A 16,625-nucleotide genomic window follows, 5' to 3' on the forward strand; every position below is an offset into this window, starting at 1 on the left:
TACACCAAAGGTAGCTGCACTCTACATTCGCTTATTTGCTTGGGCGAAATGCCCTGTTACCCATTTGTTCTGTTCAGACTTTCGGGGGCTTCAATGCTCAATGCCAACCACATGCGTGACCCTGCCATCTGGCAAACCGATCTCGACACCCTCATGGCGCGCGTTAGCGACCACTACCTAGTGGACGAAAATAGTTACGTCAGTGAACTGATCGAGGTGCTGAATGCCAACCGCGAAGATTTCGCCCGCATTGAAGCCAATACCGCTGCGCTGGTTGAGGACGTCCGTAAGATGGACACGGCTGTCGATACCATCGACGAACTGTTACAGCAGTACAGCCTGGATACCCATGAAGGCCTGATGCTGATGTGCCTTGCGGAAGCTATGCTGCGCATCCCCGATAAAGCCACCGCCGACGCCTTGATCGAGGACAAACTCGGCCCCGCCGATTGGCAGTCTCACCTAGGTAAGAGCGAATCCTGGATGGTCAATGCCTCTACGTGGGGCTTATTGATGACTGGCCGCGTGCTGAAAATGGATCACCCTAAGGAGGGTCAGCCCGCCAGCTTTATTAATCGCATGGTCAATCGCATGGGCGAGCCGGTTATTCGCCGTGCCATGTACGAAGCGATGAAGATCATGGGCAAACAGTTTGTGCTGGGCCGCGATATCAATGAAGCCCTCAAGCGCTCCAAACCACTGTTCAATAAAGGCTACACCTACTCTTACGATATGCTGGGTGAAGCTGCGCGCACCCGGGACGACGCACAGCGCTATTTTGACGACTACGCACGCGCGATCGAGCAAGTGGGAAAAACCTGCAAAACCTTAAGCGATAAGACCCCGGCGCCGTCGGTCTCCATCAAGCTCTCTGCGCTCCACCCCCGTTATGAGTTTGGCCGCCGCGAGCAGGTGCTAGCTGAGCTGGTCGACACCGTTATCAAGCTAGTGAGCAAGGCGCGCGAGCTGGATGTGGCCGTTACGATTGACGCTGAAGAAGTTGATCGCCTGGAGATTTCCCTGGAAGTCTTCCGCGCGGTTTACGAAAGCGCAGCCGCCAAAGGCTGGGGACACTTTGGCTTGGTTGTCCAAGCTTACTCCAAGCGCGCCCTGCCGGTGCTGCACTACATCAATCGTTTGGCCGACCAGCAGGGGGATGAGATTCCGCTACGCTTGGTCAAAGGCGCCTATTGGGATACTGAAATCAAAGAGTCCCAGCAGCTCGGGGTTGACGGCTACCCGGTGTTTACCCGCAAAGCGGGCACCGATGTTGCATACCTCGCCTGTGCACAGTTCCTGCTTTCTAACGATACCCGTGGGCGTATTTTCCCTCAGTTCGCGACCCACAACGCTCACACGGTGACGACGATCCTGGAGTTCGCCAACCGCGACAGCCGTCCATTCGAATTTCAACGCCTACACGGCATGGGTGAAGCCCTTTATGACGCCGCGCTTGAGCGCGCACCGAAAGGCACCTACTGCCGCATTTATGCCCCGGTGGGAGCACATAAAGACCTGCTGCCCTACCTGGTTCGTCGCCTGCTTGAGAACGGTGCCAACTCATCGTTTGTTCACCAGTTGGTCGACCCGGATGTACCGGTCAAGTCACTGTGTCAGCACCCGATTGAGACCCTGCGCCAGCAGAAAAACCTGGCCAATGCGAACATTCCACTGCCCAAGGATATTTACGGCCCTAAACGACGCAACTCTCGCGGGGTCAACCTGAACATTCGCAGCCACTACTACCCGCTGATGGAGAAGATGGCCGCGTTTATGGGCAAGCAGTACCCGGCCAAGCCGCTGCTGGCCTTTGAAGTCGCAGACGACACAGCTAATACCCATAGCGTCACCAGCCCTTATGACCGCCGCAAAACTGTGGGCAGCGTGCAGTGGACCAGCAAAGAGCAGGCAACCCAGGCCCTGGATGCTGCCTGGGCCGCCTTCCCCCGCTGGGATGCTACGCCCGTGGCTGAACGTGCCGCTATCGTGCGTCGCCTGGGCGATTTGATGGAAGAGCATATGGCGGAACTAATGGCACTCTGCTCCCGGGAAGGTGGCAAGCTACTTACCGATGGCGTCGATGAGATCAGAGAAGCCGTCGACTTCTGCCGCTTCTATGCCATGCGCGCAGAAGAGGACTTTGGCGAAGCGATTGTGCTGCCCGGCCCCACCGGCGAATCCAACCGCTTGATGATGGGCGGCAAAGGCGTATTCGCGGCGATTAGCCCCTGGAACTTTCCAGTGGCAATTTTCTGTGGCCAGGTAGTGGCCGCGGCAGTGGCGGGTAACACCGTACTGGCCAAACCGGCGGAGCAGACCTCCATTATTGCCCACCGGGTCATAGAGCTGCTCTACGAAGCCGGTATGCCCCGGGATGTGGTTCAGCTACTGCCCGGCGATGGCCCGACGGTAGGCAGCGTGTTGACCTCCGACTCGCGGATTACCGGCGTGGTCTTTACGGGTGGCACTGACACCGCACAAATTATCAACCGCGCCCTGGCGGCAAGGGAGAACGCCCCGCTGCCCACGTTAATCGCCGAAACCGGCGGCATGAACGCCATGATTGTCGACTCCACTGCCCTGCCCGAGCAGGTCGTGGTGGATGTGGTTCAGTCAGCCTTCCAGAGCGCCGGGCAGCGCTGTTCGGCACTGCGCGTATTGTATCTGCAAGACGATGTTGCCGACCGAGTGATCGAAATTCTCAAAGGCGCCATGAACGAGCTACACATTGGCGACCCCCGCGAACTGGGAACCGATGTTGGTCCTGTCATCGACGAAGACGCCCGCAAAGGCCTGCTGGAGCATATCGAAAAACTCAAGGCTGAAAATCGCCTTGTCGCTGAAACGCCAATGGCCGCTGAGCATACCCAGGAGGGTACTTTCGTGGCCCCCGTCGCTTTCATTATCGACAGCATCGATGCGCTGACCCGCGAGCAGTTCGGGCCAATCCTGCATATCGTGCGCTACAAATCTAGCCAGCTTGATAAGGTCATCAACGACATCAACGGTCGCAACTACGGCCTGACGTTTGGCGTGCACAGCCGCAACGAATCGTTTGCCGCTGAAGTCGCCCAGAAAATGCGCGTGGGTAACGTGTACATCAACCGTAATATCATCGGTGCAGTGGTGGGCGTGCAGCCGTTTGGTGGTCAAGGCCTTTCAGGCACTGGCCCAAAAGCCGGCGGCCCTCACTATCTGCAGCGCTTTGTCACCGAGAAAACGATTACTAATAACACCGCCGCCTTAGGCGGGAATGCGTCGCTGTTGGCGCTAGGCGATGAGTGAACTACTCATCAACATCACTAACCTGAACTCCTGAACAGGAAACTATCTCATGGTCGAAAATAATATAGGGATCGTTACATACAAAGGCACCACAGACCTTTCTGTCTTCATCTATAGCGGGCTCACCAGGGCCAATAACATGGATATGAAAAGGGGCTAACAACAACAAGACTGCGCCACTACCGTACTCTTCTCGGTATGCGCACTAACCTGTCGGAGCTAGCTCCGTCCTGAATAATTGGAGAAGTTACATGGCTATAGGTGTTTGGATCAGTCTCATTGCGTACTTTGCGCTAATGGTTGCCATCGGTATTTATGCGATGCGCAAATCCACCTCTTCCTCTGAAGATTACATGCTGGGTGGTCGCACCCTCAGCCCAAAAGTAGCGGCCCTGTCGGCGGGTGCTTCAGATATGAGCGGCTGGTTGCTGCTGGGCTTACCCGGTGCAATGTTCGTCTCGGGTTTAGGCTCGGCGTGGATCGGCATTGGTTTGCTCGTGGGGGCGTTATTCAACTGGATTCTAGTCGCCCCTCGTCTACGTGAACAGACGGTTCACTACGGCAACGCGATCACCATTCCAGCTTTCCTGGCAAACCGCTTCCCAACGCGGTCAATGTCACTGCGGACAGTCTCCGCTGTCGTCATCGTGATCTTTTTCGCAGTCTATACCGCGTCAGGCCTAGTGGCAGGCGGCAAGCTGTTTGAAAGCGCGTTTACTGGCATTTACAACTTCGGCGATATGAGCAACTACGCCATGGGGGTCATGATCACCCTGGGCGTGGTGCTTATTTATACGGTTGTCGGCGGCTTCCTGGCAGTGAGCATGACGGACTTCGTGCAAGGCTGCATCATGATGCTGGCACTGGTGATCATGCCGGCGGTGGTTCTCTTTGGTGAAGGTGGCGGCGGCTTCTCCCAAGCGTCACAGACGCTGAACGAAGTCGACCCCACCCTGCTATCCTGGACATCGGGGCTGACCTTTATCGGCTGGCTTTCTGCGGTGACCTGGGGGCTGGGTTATTTCGGACAGCCGCACATCATCGTGCGCTTCATGGCAATCCGGACGCTCAAGGATGTGCCGATTGCCCGCAACATTGGCATGAGCTGGATGCTGATCTCCCTGATTGGTGCCGTTTCTCTGGGTATATTTGGTCGGGCCTATGCAATCCGCAATGGCCTGGATGTCCAGGATCCGGAAACAATCTTTATTATCCTGGCGAATCTGCTCTTCCACCCGCTGATTACCGGCTTCCTCTACGCGGCGCTACTGGCTGCGGTCATGAGTACCGTTTCCAGTCAGCTTCTAGTGGCATCCTCATCACTGACTGAGGACTTCTATCGTCTATTCCTGCACAAGAACGCCACTGAGACGCAGTGTGTCGCCGTCGGCCGTGTCTGCGTGGTACTGGTGGGTATTGTGGCCGCCGTTATTGCCTCTGACGAAAATTCTCAGGTACTGGGTCTGGTCAGTAATGCTTGGGCAGGCTTCGGTGCAGCATTTGGGCCGCTGATCATTCTATCGCTGATGTGGCCTCGCACGAACGGCAATGGTGCCATCGCGGGCATGGTAGTGGGTGCTCTCACGGTTATGATCTGGATCTCGCTGGGCTGGAACGGTGAGTTCATGGGTGGCCCTGGTGTGTACGAAATCATTCCTGGCTTCATCGCGTCCTTCATTGCCATCCTGGTGGTGAGCAACATGACTAACGACTCTGGTGAATATCAACATATTGAGCGCTAAACGAGCACGTAGGACGCATTCAAAGTATCGAGGAGGGCTCCCGCGGGAGCCCTTTCGTGTAGCAAGGAGAGACCCTGTATGAACGAAGCCAAACCCCATCTGCATAGCGACGTGAGTGAACTACGCTCACGCATTCGCAACAACTACGACGCCAATGAGGCAGATGTGCTGCACGGGCTTATCGAGCGCATCAAGCTTTCAGAAGACGGCCGCAAGAAGGTCGCCGCTGTTGGCGCCAACTACGTGGAGCGTGTGCGTAAGGAAAGGTCGCCCTCGATGATGGAGGCGTTCCTGGCCGAGTACGGGCTCTCGACCACTGAGGGCGTTGGCCTGATGTGTCTGGCAGAAGCGCTACTGCGCGTGCCCGATGCAGAAACCATCGACGACCTGATCCACGACAAGATCGAGCCCTCCGACTGGGGCGCCCACCTGGGTAAGTCCTCGTCATCAATGGTCAATGCCTCTACCTGGGCACTGCTGCTGACCGGTAAGGTGCTGGAAGAAGACCCCAAGGGCCCGACCCGAGCGCTGCGCGGCCTGGTGCGCCGGATGGGCGAGCCGGTGGTACGCAAGGCGGTTGGCCAGTCGATGAAGATTCTCGGCCGCCAGTTCGTGCTTGGCCAGACCATCGAAGAAGGCATGAAGAATGCCCGCGAACTGGAGAAACAGGGCTATACCTACTCCTACGATATGCTGGGTGAAGCGGCACGCACCGACGAAGATGCCGTCCGCTATCACCAAGCTTATTCAGAGGCGATCACCGCGATTGCCGAGCAGGCCAAGGGCGACGTGCGCGGAAGCCCCGGCATCTCAGTAAAGCTCTCGGCGCTGCACCCGCGCTATGAATACACCCACCGCGACACGGTGATGGCAGAACTGGTACCGCGCGCCAAGGAACTAGTGCAGCAGGCAGCCAAGGCCAATATCGGTTTCAATATCGATGCCGAAGAACAGGATCGGTTGGATCTCTCCCTCGACGTGATTGAGGCTCTAATGGCCGACCCCAGTCTTGATGGATGGGACGGCTTCGGGGTGGTCGTGCAAGCCTACGGGCGCCGCGCCGCGCCGATGATAGAGACACTCTACGAGCTGGCCGAGCGGTTTAACCGCAAGATTATGGTGCGGCTGGTTAAGGGCGCCTACTGGGATACCGAGATCAAGCTCTCCCAGGAGATGGGGGTGAAGACCTTCCCGGTCTTCACCCGCAAGGTCAACACCGATGTCAGCTACATGGCCTGCGCGCAAATGCTGCTCGACCGACGTGACCGCATCTACCCGCAGTTCGCGACCCATAACGCCCACACCTGCGCCGCCGTTGTAGAAATGGCGGGCGACGACAAAGACAGCTACGAGTTCCAGCGCCTGCATGGAATGGGCGAATCGCTACACCACATCGTCAAGGAGTCAGAAGGTACGCACTGTCGCATCTACGCCCCTGTCGGTGCGCACCGCGACCTGCTGGCCTACCTGGTACGCCGTCTGCTGGAGAATGGCGCCAACTCCTCGTTCGTCAACCAGGTGGTGGATAGCTCGATTCCGGCGAGCGAGGTCTCAAAAGATCCCATTGAAGGGTTCAAGCAACTCGGCAACGACGTCTCAAGCCCGTTGATCCGTCAGCCCGGCCAGCTATTCGAGCCCGACCGCAAGAATTCCAAGGGCTACCGCATCAACGAACCCGCTTCGATTTTGCCGCTGCTCAATGCCCGCGAAGCATTTGCCGACGCCACCTGGACCGCAGGCCCCATGCTGGTGGGCAGCCCCGCTCCCCAGGGCCCGGCGCGCGATGCCGTCTCCCCCGCCGACGGCTCTCGGGTGATCGGCAAGGTGCATGAAGCCACCCCGGAAGAGGTCGCCACTGCCCTCGACGCCGCCGAGCAAGGCTTCAAAGAGTGGTCGGCGCGCCCGGCAGCCGAACGCGCCGCGGTACTCCGACGCACCGCCGACCTCTACGAGGAACACATTGCCGAGCTGACCGTGATCGCCACCCGCGAAGCGGGCAAGATGATGTTCGATGGTATTGCCGAAGTGCGCGAAGCGGTGGATTTCCTGCGTTATTACGCCAACGAGGGCGAGCGGCTGGAAGCGGAAGAGCCCGGCAGCGCCCGCGGCATCTTCGTCTGCATCAGCCCGTGGAACTTTCCCCTGGCCATCACCACCGGCCAGATCGCTGCCGCCTTGGTTGCTGGCAACGCGGTGCTCGCCAAGCCCGCCGAGCAGACGCCCCTGATCGCCGCCCGCGCCGTCGAGCTGATGCGTGAGGCTGGCCTACCGGAAGCGGCACTACAGTTGCTTCCTGGCGACGGCCCAACGGTGGGCGGCCCGCTAACCAGCGATCCACGTATCGCTGGCGTCTGCTTCACCGGCTCGACCCCGGTGGCACAGATCATCCACAAGGCTCTGGCGGACAACGCAGGCCCCGACGCCGTACTGATCGCCGAGACCGGTGGTCTGAACTCCATGATCGTGGACTCCACGGCGCTGACCGAGCAAGCGGTGCGCGATATCCTGATCTCCTCCTTCCAGTCGGCTGGCCAGCGCTGTTCAGCGCTGCGCATGCTGTATGTTCAGGAAGAGGCCCGCGACCGGTTGCTCAACATGCTTTATGGCGCCATGGACGCACTCACCATTGGCGACCCCTGGAACACGGACACCGACGTTTCGCCGGTGATTGATGTTGACGCCCAACAGGAAATCAGCGACTACGTGGCGTCGAATGAGAAAGCTGGCAAAGTGCTGAAGAAGCTGTCTGCGCCGTACACCGGTACCTTTGTGACCCCGGCGGTGATCGAGGTTGGAGGCATTGAAGATCTCGAACGTGAAATCTTCGGCCCGGTGCTGCACGTGGCCACCTTCAAGGCGCGGGATATCGACAAGGTCGTCGACGACATCAATGGCAAGGGCTACGGGCTGACCTTCGGCCTGCATACCCGCATCGACGACCGCGTGCAGCAGATCGTCGAGCGCATCCATGTCGGCAACGTCTACGTCAACCGTAACCAGATCGGTGCCATCGTTGGCTCTCAGCCGTTCGGCGGCGAGGGCCTCTCAGGTACCGGGCCTAAGGCTGGCGGCCCGCTCTACGTCAATCGCTTCCGCCGCACCGCTGAAGCCGAGTGCCACGAGACGCCGGAGGGAAAAGCCGTATCGCTCGGCGACCTCCAATCGGCCATAGACGGGCTGGATGCGCGTAACTGGGCGGTACGACCCAATCGCATCGAGGTACTGCGCAAGGCGCTCTCCGGCAAAGGCGGCGTGATCCGCAAGGCACTTGCCGAAACGGCAGCGTTAGATATGACACCGCAGACCCTCCCAGGGCCGACAGGGGAAAGCAACCGCCTGGCAATGTACCCCAAGGGAGTGGTTCTGTGCCTAGGGCCGACGCTGGATATCGCCATTGCTCAAGCAGCACAGGCCCTAGGCGCGGGCTGTGCCGCTGTCGTAGTCGCATCAGGTGCCGAGCAAGCCGTGAAGCCACTGACCGATGCCGGCGCACCGGTGGCAGGGCTTGATGGAAGCGTTTCAGCCGAGACACTGAGCGAAGTCAAAGGCATTGCAACGGTCGCCGCCGCTGGCGCCAGCGACTGGACTCGTGAACTGCGGATGGCGCTGGCCAAGCGCGACGGTGCCATCGTATCGCTCGAGACCCAGACCATCTCGCCGGATCGCTACGTGGTGGAACGCCATCTGTGCATAGACACAACCGCGGCGGGTGGCAACGCCAGCCTGCTGGCAACGGCTGAATAGGTCGGCGCTAAATGGTAGGCGCTTAGGGATCGGTGCTTAGGAGGCGAGCGACTCATTGAGCTCGCTCGCCCTCCTCCCAGACTGTCTCAGTAATCAATAGTTAGCCACTACTCGTTAGTGGCTTTTTTTATCTAACGAACGGTTTTTTTGGCAATAGCGGCTGGTGATGCATTATTCGTAGTGGCTCCAGAGCCGAAGAACTTTTACCACTCGCTCGTCCTCAAGCACTTGGTAGACTAGGCGATGCTGGATATTGATCCGGCGTGAGTAGGCGCCAGCAAGATCACCAATGAGCTTCTCAAACGGAGGCGGCTTACGGTAGGGGTCTTCTGCAATCAGTACCAGTAAATCCTGGGCTTTTGGCTTGAGGCCGCTGGAGGCCAGTTTCTTCGCATCTTTTTGGGCTTGTTTGGTGTAAACCAACTTCCATGTCACCAGTCCAGCTCCTCACCGCATTCATCTAGGGGGGTATTCATCCCCTCACGAATAGACTCCCGCATACCTGGCACGGAGAGCAGGTAAAGTGTTTCCTGAATCGCCGACCAGTCTTCCTCGGATACCAAGACAGCTTTGTTCCGCTTGCCCATGATGACGATGGGCTGGTGAGACTCGGCAGTTTCGTCGATCAACCGATAAAGATTGCTGCGCGCCTCAGTTGCTGTGATTCCGGTCATGACGCCCTCTTGCTCATTCAATTTTCTAACAATGTACGCCTTTGGGTACGTACGTCAAGACGAACGTTGCGCATAACATCGTCAGAATACGTCTTTCGCGTGTATGGCCCTGATACTCATTGAGCCTTTTCTCCCGGTTTCGTGGTAGCGGCCTTGTAACATGTTGCCCCAAATAAGGCCTCATAGACCTCATCGATAGAACTGAAATTTTTAAACCAACCTTTTGGCAAAACCCTTATATTAGGGCGTTCGGCTTTAAATCCGCCCTGGTCGCCCTTGGTATGTTTTGCAACCTTAAGCCCGTCAAGGCTAGGCAATTTCTCGCCTGGAAGAGAGCCAAAGAAGAGGAATGGCCCCAGCTCCAAGGTATCTTCGTTGAAATAAATCCAAATAACACACCCAGAGGGCTTTTCAGAAAGCCTCGTATGAACTTTCTGGCTGGCTGTTTTGCCGCCAACGTATGAAGCTTTAAGCTGTATATGCCTCACGACCCCATTATCTTCCGCTATTAGATCATAGCCAGCGTTATCAACTTCTGGACTCGCCACCTCTAGCGTGCAGCCAAATTCCTTCCAGGAAAGCTTTAGCAGTTCGCCAATGAAAAGATGCTCAACGAGCTTTTCTCTAAAAGACGAGTGTTCGCTATGGTTCAACGCCTTCTCTCCACGTAACGCCGTAATCCCAAGCTTGTTGCGTACATTGCTTTAGCCCCTTGCTTCTGACAAGTAGCCTTTTGCAAGCTCGCCTACGAAACGACGCCCAGGATTAGAGCCGTTTATCCAATCATCAGGCGCAAATAGTTCAAACAGTCCTACCTTGATCAGTGTCGGCACCGCCAGCTCAAGCTCTTTCTCTACTTGCCCGCGCTCGCCTGAATTGTATAGATTAATGTTGTGGAGCATGGTTGCGACAGTGCCCGTCTGTACCTTGCTACCATCTTTAAGTCGAACAGAAGGAAGAACCTGACCTTCTGAAACAATTTTTTGGTTGGCCTCAGCCAACTGGTCTGAGTTTTCAATACTGTTGCTCATTGCAATTATTCCTCTTGAAAGCAGCTCAAGACAGTCATCAGCGTGGGCAAACGCAGCGAAGGGGTTGGCATCCGGTGCACGGCCTAAATGGGCTGTTTCAGGCGGCAACAAGCTTCTTAGCGTTTGCGCTAGAGTCCATCAGTTCAAAATGAACGAGCAACTGACTCTGCTCGGCTACAGTTTTGATGATGGTGCTCTTGTCCTTGAACTGATGGTCTTGGGCTCACACGAAAATTTCTACCACGATCTCAAACGGTAGCAATGACGTTATAACTCCCGGTACAAGCTGCGCTTTGGAGCAGCGGAAAAGCGCTCACCGTGATGCCGCTTGTTATGGTTTCTGCTCACTAAGCTCAACCTTTCTGCCATCAGGATCTTGGACGACATAAACATGCTTTCCGCCAAACTTATACTGGTCCACTAATTCTAAGTCAGGGATGATATTGCCCAGACCTTCCACTGAAAATCCTAGTCGCGTGTTGTCTACTGATTCGCTGCTAACCAATGGATACAACTCGAATACAAACCCCGCATTTTCTGACGAGTAATGCACTGGCCCACAGCCATGCTGCTCTTCCACGAAGCTGAAACCGAGCTGCTCATAGAACTGCTTGCTGGCCCGCAAATCGCTGCACCGTAGTACGAACAAATCAAGTTTCATAATTCACCAAAATGACATAACGCTGCAACGTGCGCGGCTTTGTAATAAAGGCGCAGCCGCAACGTACAAGCAGTCGCTGTACCTGCGGCTATTATCCATTTGCCGAAATTACAGTTATGTTAAACCCTTCATCAGGTGTGGGCGCAACAAAGTACTTTGTAATCTGCTCAAACATCTCTTCAGTATCCGTTGCCGCTCTCTGCGGTTGTTCTGCACGCCTTTTGGCTATCTGCTCTAAGCAGGTATCATTTGGCTGGTCAATGTAAATTAGCTCATGGGGAGCCTGAATCTCTGAAAAGACACTTCTAAGCCATTTTCGTTGCGGAATCGTATTTGCAGGAAAGTCCATTACCACATTAGTGCCTGACGCCAAGATCGACTGAGCCAGCTTCTTCATTTGAGGCTTGAGCCGTCCAGCATATTTTACGTAATCTTCCAGTGTCTTAATGCTATCGGGATAAACCGACGCAAGCCACTCGTCTTCTGAAAGCAGTACGGCGTTTCGTTCTTGGGAAACTTCAAGAGACTTTGTAGTTTTCCCTGCCCCCATTTTCCCGCAGCAAAATGTCAACACTCCTTTCTTCATTTCTTGCCTCGTATTGCATAGCAGTTTATTTCTGCGCATACGTATTTTCCTAGAAAGCGTAACACCATAAAAAAACTCCAATGTGTTAATAGTAATGGGCAAATTACCAACTCCCATTCAAATGCTCGCTAGAAAAATGCGCATGCTCATTCCTGACCATCTTTTCGCATTGCCTATAAACACGAGCAGATGTTTTACAACTCGCTGTTTTAATTTATTTTTATAAACAATATTCTGGCAATATTTGATCATACCTCTTGCTGAGCGTATCAGAAAAACACGCATTACAGACTAAAAATACTTCATATCACTGCGCATGCATCCATACAAATGGGCAAGCCAAATGGCTAGCAGCCCGCTTCTGAATTAGGTCTCTCCAGCCGCCCCTCCCCCTACCCCCCCCATGTCTAATAACTCTTGCCCTGGATCAATAATCCACTCCCTGGGTCTCGTTACACTGGTTTCATCGTTAAGCGGCTATCGGAAAGCCGTCTAATCTTACTATCTGCGTTAACACCTGGAGTGATCCCATGCGTAAAGCCGCCCTGCCTACATTATTCGTCACCACTGTTGCCGCTGCGGCAATGATGACCAGCAGCCAGGCATTCGCCTACGGCGCTGGCGATTTCTTCACCCGCGTGGGTGTGGCCAAAGTCGCCCCCACCAGCGACAACGGCTCACTGGCCAACGGTGCGCTATCAGTGGATGTACAGGATAAAACCGATTTCGCGTTCACCTTGGGCTATCGCTTCCACGATAAAGTCGGCGTGGAACTACTGGCGGCGCTGCCGTTTGAACACGACATCCATTTAAACGGCGATAACATTGCCTCAACCAAGCACCTGCCGCCGACCCTAACACTGCAGTACTACCCGCTGGGCGGCACTCAGTCACGCGTACAGCCCTATGTCGGCGCCGGTATTAACTACACCTTTTTCTCCGATGAGGAGCTGACGATTGGTGATTTAGACCTGGATGACTCCTGGGGAGCGGCAGGCCAGGTAGGTGTTGATCTATTAGTTGATGACCATTGGGCGCTGAACGCCGCTGCTTGGTACATCGATATCGATACCGATGCGAGCGTTAACGGTGCGGCGGCAGGTACCGTTGAGATCGATCCTCTCGTGGTCATGGCAGGCCTCAGTTACCGCTTCTAAGCCACTTGCAAAACCGCTAGCGGATGTTATCCACAAAGCCTGCCTCACGGTGGGCTTTGTGCGTTTAGTAGCATGCCGCTTTAAGCGCTTTCAGTGACGATCTGGTCGACCTTCTCTACCGCCCGCACGATGAGCAGCTGGTGGTGGGCGGGTGTTTTCTCCTGCTGTAAATAGGCCGCCACGGCGGGAGCCACCTCGCACTTTGCGGGCATGGCTGCACGGGCATCCATCAAAGCGTTCAAGCGGGCAATAAACACAAAGCGTACCCATTGAGGCAGCGACATCGTGTCGATGCAAAATGGCTGCTGGCTGGCAAACGCCTCTGCATCGGGTGTTGGCATGCGCCATAGATCGGCGGCTTTCATCGACGCCTCAAGCTCTAGAAGCGCTGTCTGCAGCGGTTGATAAGTACTCATAAAGTCGCTTGTCACTACCTTGGAAAATGAAGTAAGTGTATCGTCTGCCCATTATCCCCACTCAGCGGGCGCCTTGCCACCTATCAACGCTTGCGGGAAGTTATCCATAGACTCACAGAAAACCTGCATGAGCCTGTGGATAAACTATGGAAAGGTATCGCAGCGCCTGCTCTCATGGGGCTTTGGCAAAGTTGATTAATTTTTAACCGCATTGTCATTAATGCTAATGCCTTAAGGCACTGTCATTAACACCATGTTTATCAGTCACTGCGGCTGACAGTGCCACATCAGCAAGGTAGAGTGCAGGCTTGCAACGCGGAAGGATGTCATGCAACCAATTCAAACCCTTGATGAGTTTTTTACCCGCAGCGGTGGCGAGGTTTCCCTTTACCATATGGGGCGACACGTCGTCTCCTGCCCGCGGGAGTCACTTGCCGCCTTTGAAGGTGGCGAAATGGCCTGGCCAGAACCCTGGCAAGGCCAAGCGCGCTTAGCCATTGTGTTTCGCCTTGGCGATATGCCCGAACCGGCTATTTGGTTCTTAGCCTTGCCACTGGACGAGCAGGGAATGATTGCCCCCGCCCAGCGCGATGCGTTTTTAAACCGGCTGCTGGAAACACTGGGGCGCGCGGTTTCTAACGTGGGTCGTGAAGAAACAGCGGACGTGGATCACTTAATGAAGGATAATCCCCTCGCCTTCACGCCTAACGTCACCTTCCAAGCCATGCTCAATGCACGCGCCACCCATGCGCGTGGGCTACCCGCCAGCCAGCATTTTGAGCCGGTTGATGCCTACTTGAGCGGCCAGCAAGCGATCGATTGGCAGGCATTGGGGTTACAAGGGATTGCCGATTACGTCGTGAGAATGGAAACACTTGACGCTGAATCGCTCGCGCAGCGGTTGCCTGAACTGCCTACCGCCGTTATCCACTCCTTGTGCTACTGTTTAGAGCACCAGCCATTGCCGCAGGCGTTAGTCGCGGCACTGCAGCGTCGTGGCGAAGCCGCTGCACAAGCGGGCGACATCGAAACGCTGTGTGCCTGTCTGCGCGCAGTGGGCAATACGGATGCATCAGAGGTGGGTAATTGGTACACGGCCTTACTTAACAACTCAGCGGCCTGTGGGCCGGATGTGCTCGCGGCAATAGCCGGGCGCGGCTGGGGCTATCTTGAAGACGCGCAGCGCCTGCCACTTTTTCTGCAACGCTTAGCAGAAGATGAGCGTAGCGATTTTGCCGCCGTAGTGCGTGATATTGCGTTAATACCACGACTACGCTTACCGGTCATGATGGCACTGCGGGATGCGCCTGCTGGCTCCGCAACCCAACGCCGTTTGACACTGATGATGTCACAGAGGAACGCTTGATCCGATGTCACTTTTAATTGCAAGGAGTGAGCCGTGAAGGAATTACCCTATCAGGCCAAAGCGGTCATTGGCCGCCGCGAGATGGTGACGCTACCTGAACTAGGGCTTCACCTATGCTGTAAAGCTGACACTGGCGCGCGAACATCTGCACTGCATGCAGAAGAGATAGAGACCGATGAAGATGACCATGGTCAACTGTGGGTTAGCTTTATCACCCATAGCGGAGGGCCAGACACGCCAGCGCATCGCTTCCGTTTGCACCTGCATGATCGACGCCGGGTCACCAGTTCCAACGGTCATAGCGAGTGGCGCTATGTTATACGTACCCCGATGCAGATGGGCGATTTGAATTTCCCCATTGAACTGACCCTTACTGACCGCAGCAATATGCGCCACCCGATGCTACTAGGCCGTAGTGCCATGCGCCGCCTCCTGGTGGCCCCCGGTGCCGCATTCTTGCACGGTGAGCCTTAACCCCTTATTAGTCGCTTCAATCTCAGCTCGGAGTCTCCTACATGCATATCGCTCTGCTGTCACGCAATCGCAATTTGTACTCTACCCGCCGCCTGGTTGAAGCCGCAGAGCAGCGTGGGCATACCGCCCGCGTGGTGGACACGCTGCGTTGCTATATGAGCATTACCTCGCACCACCCTTCGATCCACTATAAAGGCCAAGAGATTGAGCCTTTCGATGCGGTGATCCCGCGCATTGGTTCATCGGTCACCTTTTACGGCTGTGCGGTGCTGCGCCAGTTTGAAATGATGGGCACCTACGTTATCAACGATAACGTCTCGATTACCCGTTCGCGGGATAAATTACGCTCACTGCAACTGCTGTCGCGTAAGGGGTTGGGGCTGCCAATTACCGGCTTTGCCCACTCCCCCGATGACATTCCCGACCTGATCACCATGGTCAAAGGTGCGCCGCTGGTCATTAAGCTGCTCGAAGGCACCCAGGGGATTGGTGTGGTATTGGCGGAAACCAATCAGGCCGCTGAATCCGTCATTCAAGCGTTCATGGGCATGAAAGCCAATATCATGGTGCAGGAGTACATCAAAGAGGCGCGTGGCGCCGATATTCGCTGCTTCGTGATTGGCGATAAAGTGGTCGCTTCAATGAAGCGCCAGGCGGCGGACGGTGAGTTTCGCTCGAATCTACACCGCGGCGGCACCGCCACCGTGATCCGCATCACCCCTGAAGAGCGTTCAACGGCGATCCGTGCAGCCAAAGCCATGGGCCTGCGCGTTGCCGGTGTCGATTTGCTACGCTCCAATCACGGCCCGGTGATTATGGAGGTTAACTCTTCGCCTGGTTTGCAGGGCATTGAGAACGCCACCGGCAAAGATATTGCGGGAATGATCATTGAGCACATTGAAAGAAACGCTTCACCAGCCCGTAAAGCACCGCCCAAGCCTAAAGGCTAAGGCAAAATATTAAAATAATCCGTTTCGGGGGTGGCAAATAGTCGCTGTCACCCCCACAATCTGCGTCACCGAAGGAGGTAGACGCTCATGTTTCTCGATAATCGCCAAGTGGCGATGGACAGCGTATTGGAAGCGCTGGCCGATAGCATTGATTATTTCCAAGACAATATTGAACGCCTGCGCCCGTCGCTGCGTGACGCTTTAAAGCCGCATTATGCTGCACGGCTCAAGCAGATGCGCCAGCTGCAGGATCTAGCCCGTGCGCATTTAAAAATGCTGCCCCGGGATGCAGACGTTGAGCGCGATGATTTTTTATGGCTGTGGAGCCGTCTAAAAAGCTTTGTCGGCAACGATAGCCAAGTACTCATCAATGAGCTATTGGAGCAAGAGCGTGTATTAATGCAGGCGCTCTCCTCTCTGTATACCCACCCGTTACCCGATCCGATTGAACCGGTGGTAGAAGAGTGCATGCAGGGGTGCCGTAAGCTTATCCGCGAGCTGTATGCGCTGCAAAAGCGCAAAACCCACCGCTAACGCCC

General features: G+C 55.7%; 15 protein-coding genes and 1 pseudogene. 9 read left to right on the forward strand and 7 right to left on the reverse strand.

From position 1 onward, the window contains the following. The first annotated feature begins 93 nt into the window (after positions 1 to 93). The 3 genes from putA (YERSI8AC_RS14440) (at position 94) to putA (YERSI8AC_RS14450) (ending at position 8,771) form a co-directional block, all read left to right on the forward strand. The gene (putA, locus tag YERSI8AC_RS14440) at positions 94 to 3,285 is read left to right on the forward strand and encodes a bifunctional proline dehydrogenase/L-glutamate gamma-semialdehyde dehydrogenase PutA (protein WP_159176974.1); all 3,192 of its coding nucleotides are present in this window, start codon (positions 94 to 96) and stop codon (positions 3,283 to 3,285) included. Between the two features lie 251 nt (positions 3,286 to 3,536). Beyond that, the gene (gene putP, locus YERSI8AC_RS14445) at positions 3,537 to 5,027 is read left to right on the forward strand and encodes a sodium/proline symporter PutP (protein WP_159176975.1); all 1,491 of its coding nucleotides are present in this window, start codon (positions 3,537 to 3,539) and stop codon (positions 5,025 to 5,027) included. A 78-nt stretch (positions 5,028 to 5,105) separates the two neighbouring features. Further along, positions 5,106 to 8,771 carry a bifunctional proline dehydrogenase/L-glutamate gamma-semialdehyde dehydrogenase PutA gene (putA, locus tag YERSI8AC_RS14450; RefSeq protein ID WP_138800841.1) on the forward strand — a complete coding sequence of 1,222 codons (3,666 nt, stop codon included), beginning with the start codon at positions 5,106 to 5,108 and terminating at the stop codon, positions 8,769 to 8,771. A gap of 171 nt (positions 8,772 to 8,942) precedes the next feature. Here the strand turns inward: putA (YERSI8AC_RS14450) and YERSI8AC_RS14455 are convergent, their stop codons facing one another. The 4 genes from YERSI8AC_RS14455 to YERSI8AC_RS14470 all read right to left on the reverse strand — a co-directional run bounded on the left by YERSI8AC_RS14455 (position 8,943) and on the right by YERSI8AC_RS14470 (position 10,476). Then, the gene (locus tag YERSI8AC_RS14455; protein WP_039859212.1) at positions 8,943 to 9,206 is read right to left on the reverse strand and encodes a Txe/YoeB family addiction module toxin; all 264 of its coding nucleotides are present in this window, start codon (positions 9,204 to 9,206) and stop codon (positions 8,943 to 8,945) included. Then, the gene (locus YERSI8AC_RS14460) at positions 9,203 to 9,445 is read right to left on the reverse strand and encodes a type II toxin-antitoxin system Phd/YefM family antitoxin (protein ID WP_138800842.1); all 243 of its coding nucleotides are present in this window, start codon (positions 9,443 to 9,445) and stop codon (positions 9,203 to 9,205) included. The genes YERSI8AC_RS14455 and YERSI8AC_RS14460 overlap by 4 nt, the downstream gene beginning before the upstream one ends. A gap of 116 nt (positions 9,446 to 9,561) precedes the next feature. Further along, the gene (locus YERSI8AC_RS14465; RefSeq protein WP_041158648.1) at positions 9,562 to 10,098 is read right to left on the reverse strand and encodes a hypothetical protein; all 537 of its coding nucleotides are present in this window, start codon (positions 10,096 to 10,098) and stop codon (positions 9,562 to 9,564) included. A 51-nt stretch (positions 10,099 to 10,149) separates the two neighbouring features. Further along, on the reverse strand, positions 10,150 to 10,476 hold the full coding sequence (locus YERSI8AC_RS14470; RefSeq protein WP_027958672.1) for a DUF7709 family protein: 327 nt from the start codon (positions 10,474 to 10,476) through the stop codon (positions 10,150 to 10,152). 130 nt (positions 10,477 to 10,606) lie between these two features. Here YERSI8AC_RS14470 and YERSI8AC_RS14475 point away from each other — a divergent pair. Then, positions 10,607 to 10,735 (forward strand): annotated as a pseudogene (locus YERSI8AC_RS14475) (type II toxin-antitoxin system RelE/ParE family toxin); the annotation flags it as partial. Between the two features lie 72 nt (positions 10,736 to 10,807). Here the strand turns inward: YERSI8AC_RS14475 and YERSI8AC_RS14480 are convergent. Together YERSI8AC_RS14480 and YERSI8AC_RS14485 are read right to left on the reverse strand one after the other, a co-directional pair. After that, the gene (locus tag YERSI8AC_RS14480; RefSeq protein ID WP_035538312.1) at positions 10,808 to 11,137 is read right to left on the reverse strand and encodes a VOC family protein; all 330 of its coding nucleotides are present in this window, start codon (positions 11,135 to 11,137) and stop codon (positions 10,808 to 10,810) included. A gap of 91 nt (positions 11,138 to 11,228) precedes the next feature. Then, on the reverse strand, positions 11,229 to 11,723 hold the full coding sequence (locus YERSI8AC_RS14485; protein ID WP_159176976.1) for an AAA family ATPase: 495 nt from the start codon (positions 11,721 to 11,723) through the stop codon (positions 11,229 to 11,231). 530 nt (positions 11,724 to 12,253) lie between these two features. Here YERSI8AC_RS14485 and YERSI8AC_RS14490 point away from each other — a divergent pair. After that, positions 12,254 to 12,880, forward strand: a complete 627-nt coding sequence (locus YERSI8AC_RS14490) for an OmpW/AlkL family protein (protein ID WP_009287107.1) — start codon at positions 12,254 to 12,256, stop codon at positions 12,878 to 12,880. 80 nt (positions 12,881 to 12,960) lie between these two features. On the opposite strand, the gene YERSI8AC_RS14495 is transcribed toward YERSI8AC_RS14490, so the two are convergent. Beyond that, positions 12,961 to 13,296: a YqcC family protein gene (locus YERSI8AC_RS14495; RefSeq protein WP_027958669.1), complete on the reverse strand. Its 336-nt coding sequence runs from the start codon at positions 13,294 to 13,296 to the stop codon at positions 12,961 to 12,963. A gap of 328 nt (positions 13,297 to 13,624) precedes the next feature. On the opposite strand from YERSI8AC_RS14495, the gene YERSI8AC_RS14500 reads away from it, so the two are divergent. From YERSI8AC_RS14500 to YERSI8AC_RS14515, 4 genes are all read left to right on the forward strand, one after another. Then, on the forward strand, positions 13,625 to 14,662 hold the full coding sequence (locus YERSI8AC_RS14500; RefSeq protein ID WP_009287109.1) for a DUF3549 family protein: 1,038 nt from the start codon (positions 13,625 to 13,627) through the stop codon (positions 14,660 to 14,662). A gap of 33 nt (positions 14,663 to 14,695) precedes the next feature. Next, a complete protein-coding gene (locus tag YERSI8AC_RS14505) occupies positions 14,696 to 15,136 on the forward strand; it encodes an ATP-dependent zinc protease family protein (protein WP_009287110.1) in 441 nt (146 codons plus the stop codon). 41 nt (positions 15,137 to 15,177) lie between these two features. Next, complete coding sequence (gene rimK, locus YERSI8AC_RS14510; RefSeq protein ID WP_009287111.1) at positions 15,178 to 16,086, forward strand: 30S ribosomal protein S6--L-glutamate ligase; 909 nt, start codon at positions 15,178 to 15,180, stop codon at positions 16,084 to 16,086. Positions 16,087 to 16,173: 87 nt separating this feature from the next. Next, positions 16,174 to 16,620: a hypothetical protein gene (locus YERSI8AC_RS14515; protein ID WP_009287112.1), complete on the forward strand. Its 447-nt coding sequence runs from the start codon at positions 16,174 to 16,176 to the stop codon at positions 16,618 to 16,620. Positions 16,621 to 16,625 lie beyond the last annotated feature (5 nt).

It is taken from the genome of Halomonas sp. 113, from assembly GCF_904067645.1.
In the GTDB taxonomy this organism is placed as follows: Bacteria; Pseudomonadota; Gammaproteobacteria; order Pseudomonadales; family Halomonadaceae; genus Vreelandella; species Vreelandella titanicae.

What these genes read in the sequence shown, in the direction of transcription:
- YERSI8AC_RS14495 (WP_027958669.1), bottom strand. Translation starts at nt 13,296, where the DNA reads ATGAGTACTTATCAACCGCTGCAGACAGCGCTTCTAGAGCTTGAGGCG.
- YERSI8AC_RS14490 (WP_009287107.1), top strand. Translation starts at nt 12,254, where the DNA reads ATGCGTAAAGCCGCCCTGCCTACATTATTCGTCACCACTGTTGCCGCT.
- rimK (WP_009287111.1), top strand. Translation starts at nt 15,178, where the DNA reads ATGCATATCGCTCTGCTGTCACGCAATCGCAATTTGTACTCTACCCGC.
- YERSI8AC_RS14480 (WP_035538312.1), bottom strand. Translation starts at nt 11,137, where the DNA reads ATGAAACTTGATTTGTTCGTACTACGGTGCAGCGATTTGCGGGCCAGC.
- YERSI8AC_RS14470 (WP_027958672.1), bottom strand. Translation starts at nt 10,476, where the DNA reads ATGAGCAACAGTATTGAAAACTCAGACCAGTTGGCTGAGGCCAACCAA.
- putP (WP_159176975.1), top strand. Translation starts at nt 3,537, where the DNA reads ATGGCTATAGGTGTTTGGATCAGTCTCATTGCGTACTTTGCGCTAATG.
- putA (WP_159176974.1), top strand. Translation starts at nt 94, where the DNA reads ATGCTCAATGCCAACCACATGCGTGACCCTGCCATCTGGCAAACCGAT.
- YERSI8AC_RS14485 (WP_159176976.1), bottom strand. Translation starts at nt 11,723, where the DNA reads ATGAAGAAAGGAGTGTTGACATTTTGCTGCGGGAAAATGGGGGCAGGG.
- YERSI8AC_RS14460 (WP_138800842.1), bottom strand. Translation starts at nt 9,445, where the DNA reads ATGACCGGAATCACAGCAACTGAGGCGCGCAGCAATCTTTATCGGTTG.
- putA (WP_138800841.1), top strand. Translation starts at nt 5,106, where the DNA reads ATGAACGAAGCCAAACCCCATCTGCATAGCGACGTGAGTGAACTACGC.
- YERSI8AC_RS14500 (WP_009287109.1), top strand. Translation starts at nt 13,625, where the DNA reads ATGCAACCAATTCAAACCCTTGATGAGTTTTTTACCCGCAGCGGTGGC.
- YERSI8AC_RS14515 (WP_009287112.1), top strand. Translation starts at nt 16,174, where the DNA reads ATGTTTCTCGATAATCGCCAAGTGGCGATGGACAGCGTATTGGAAGCG.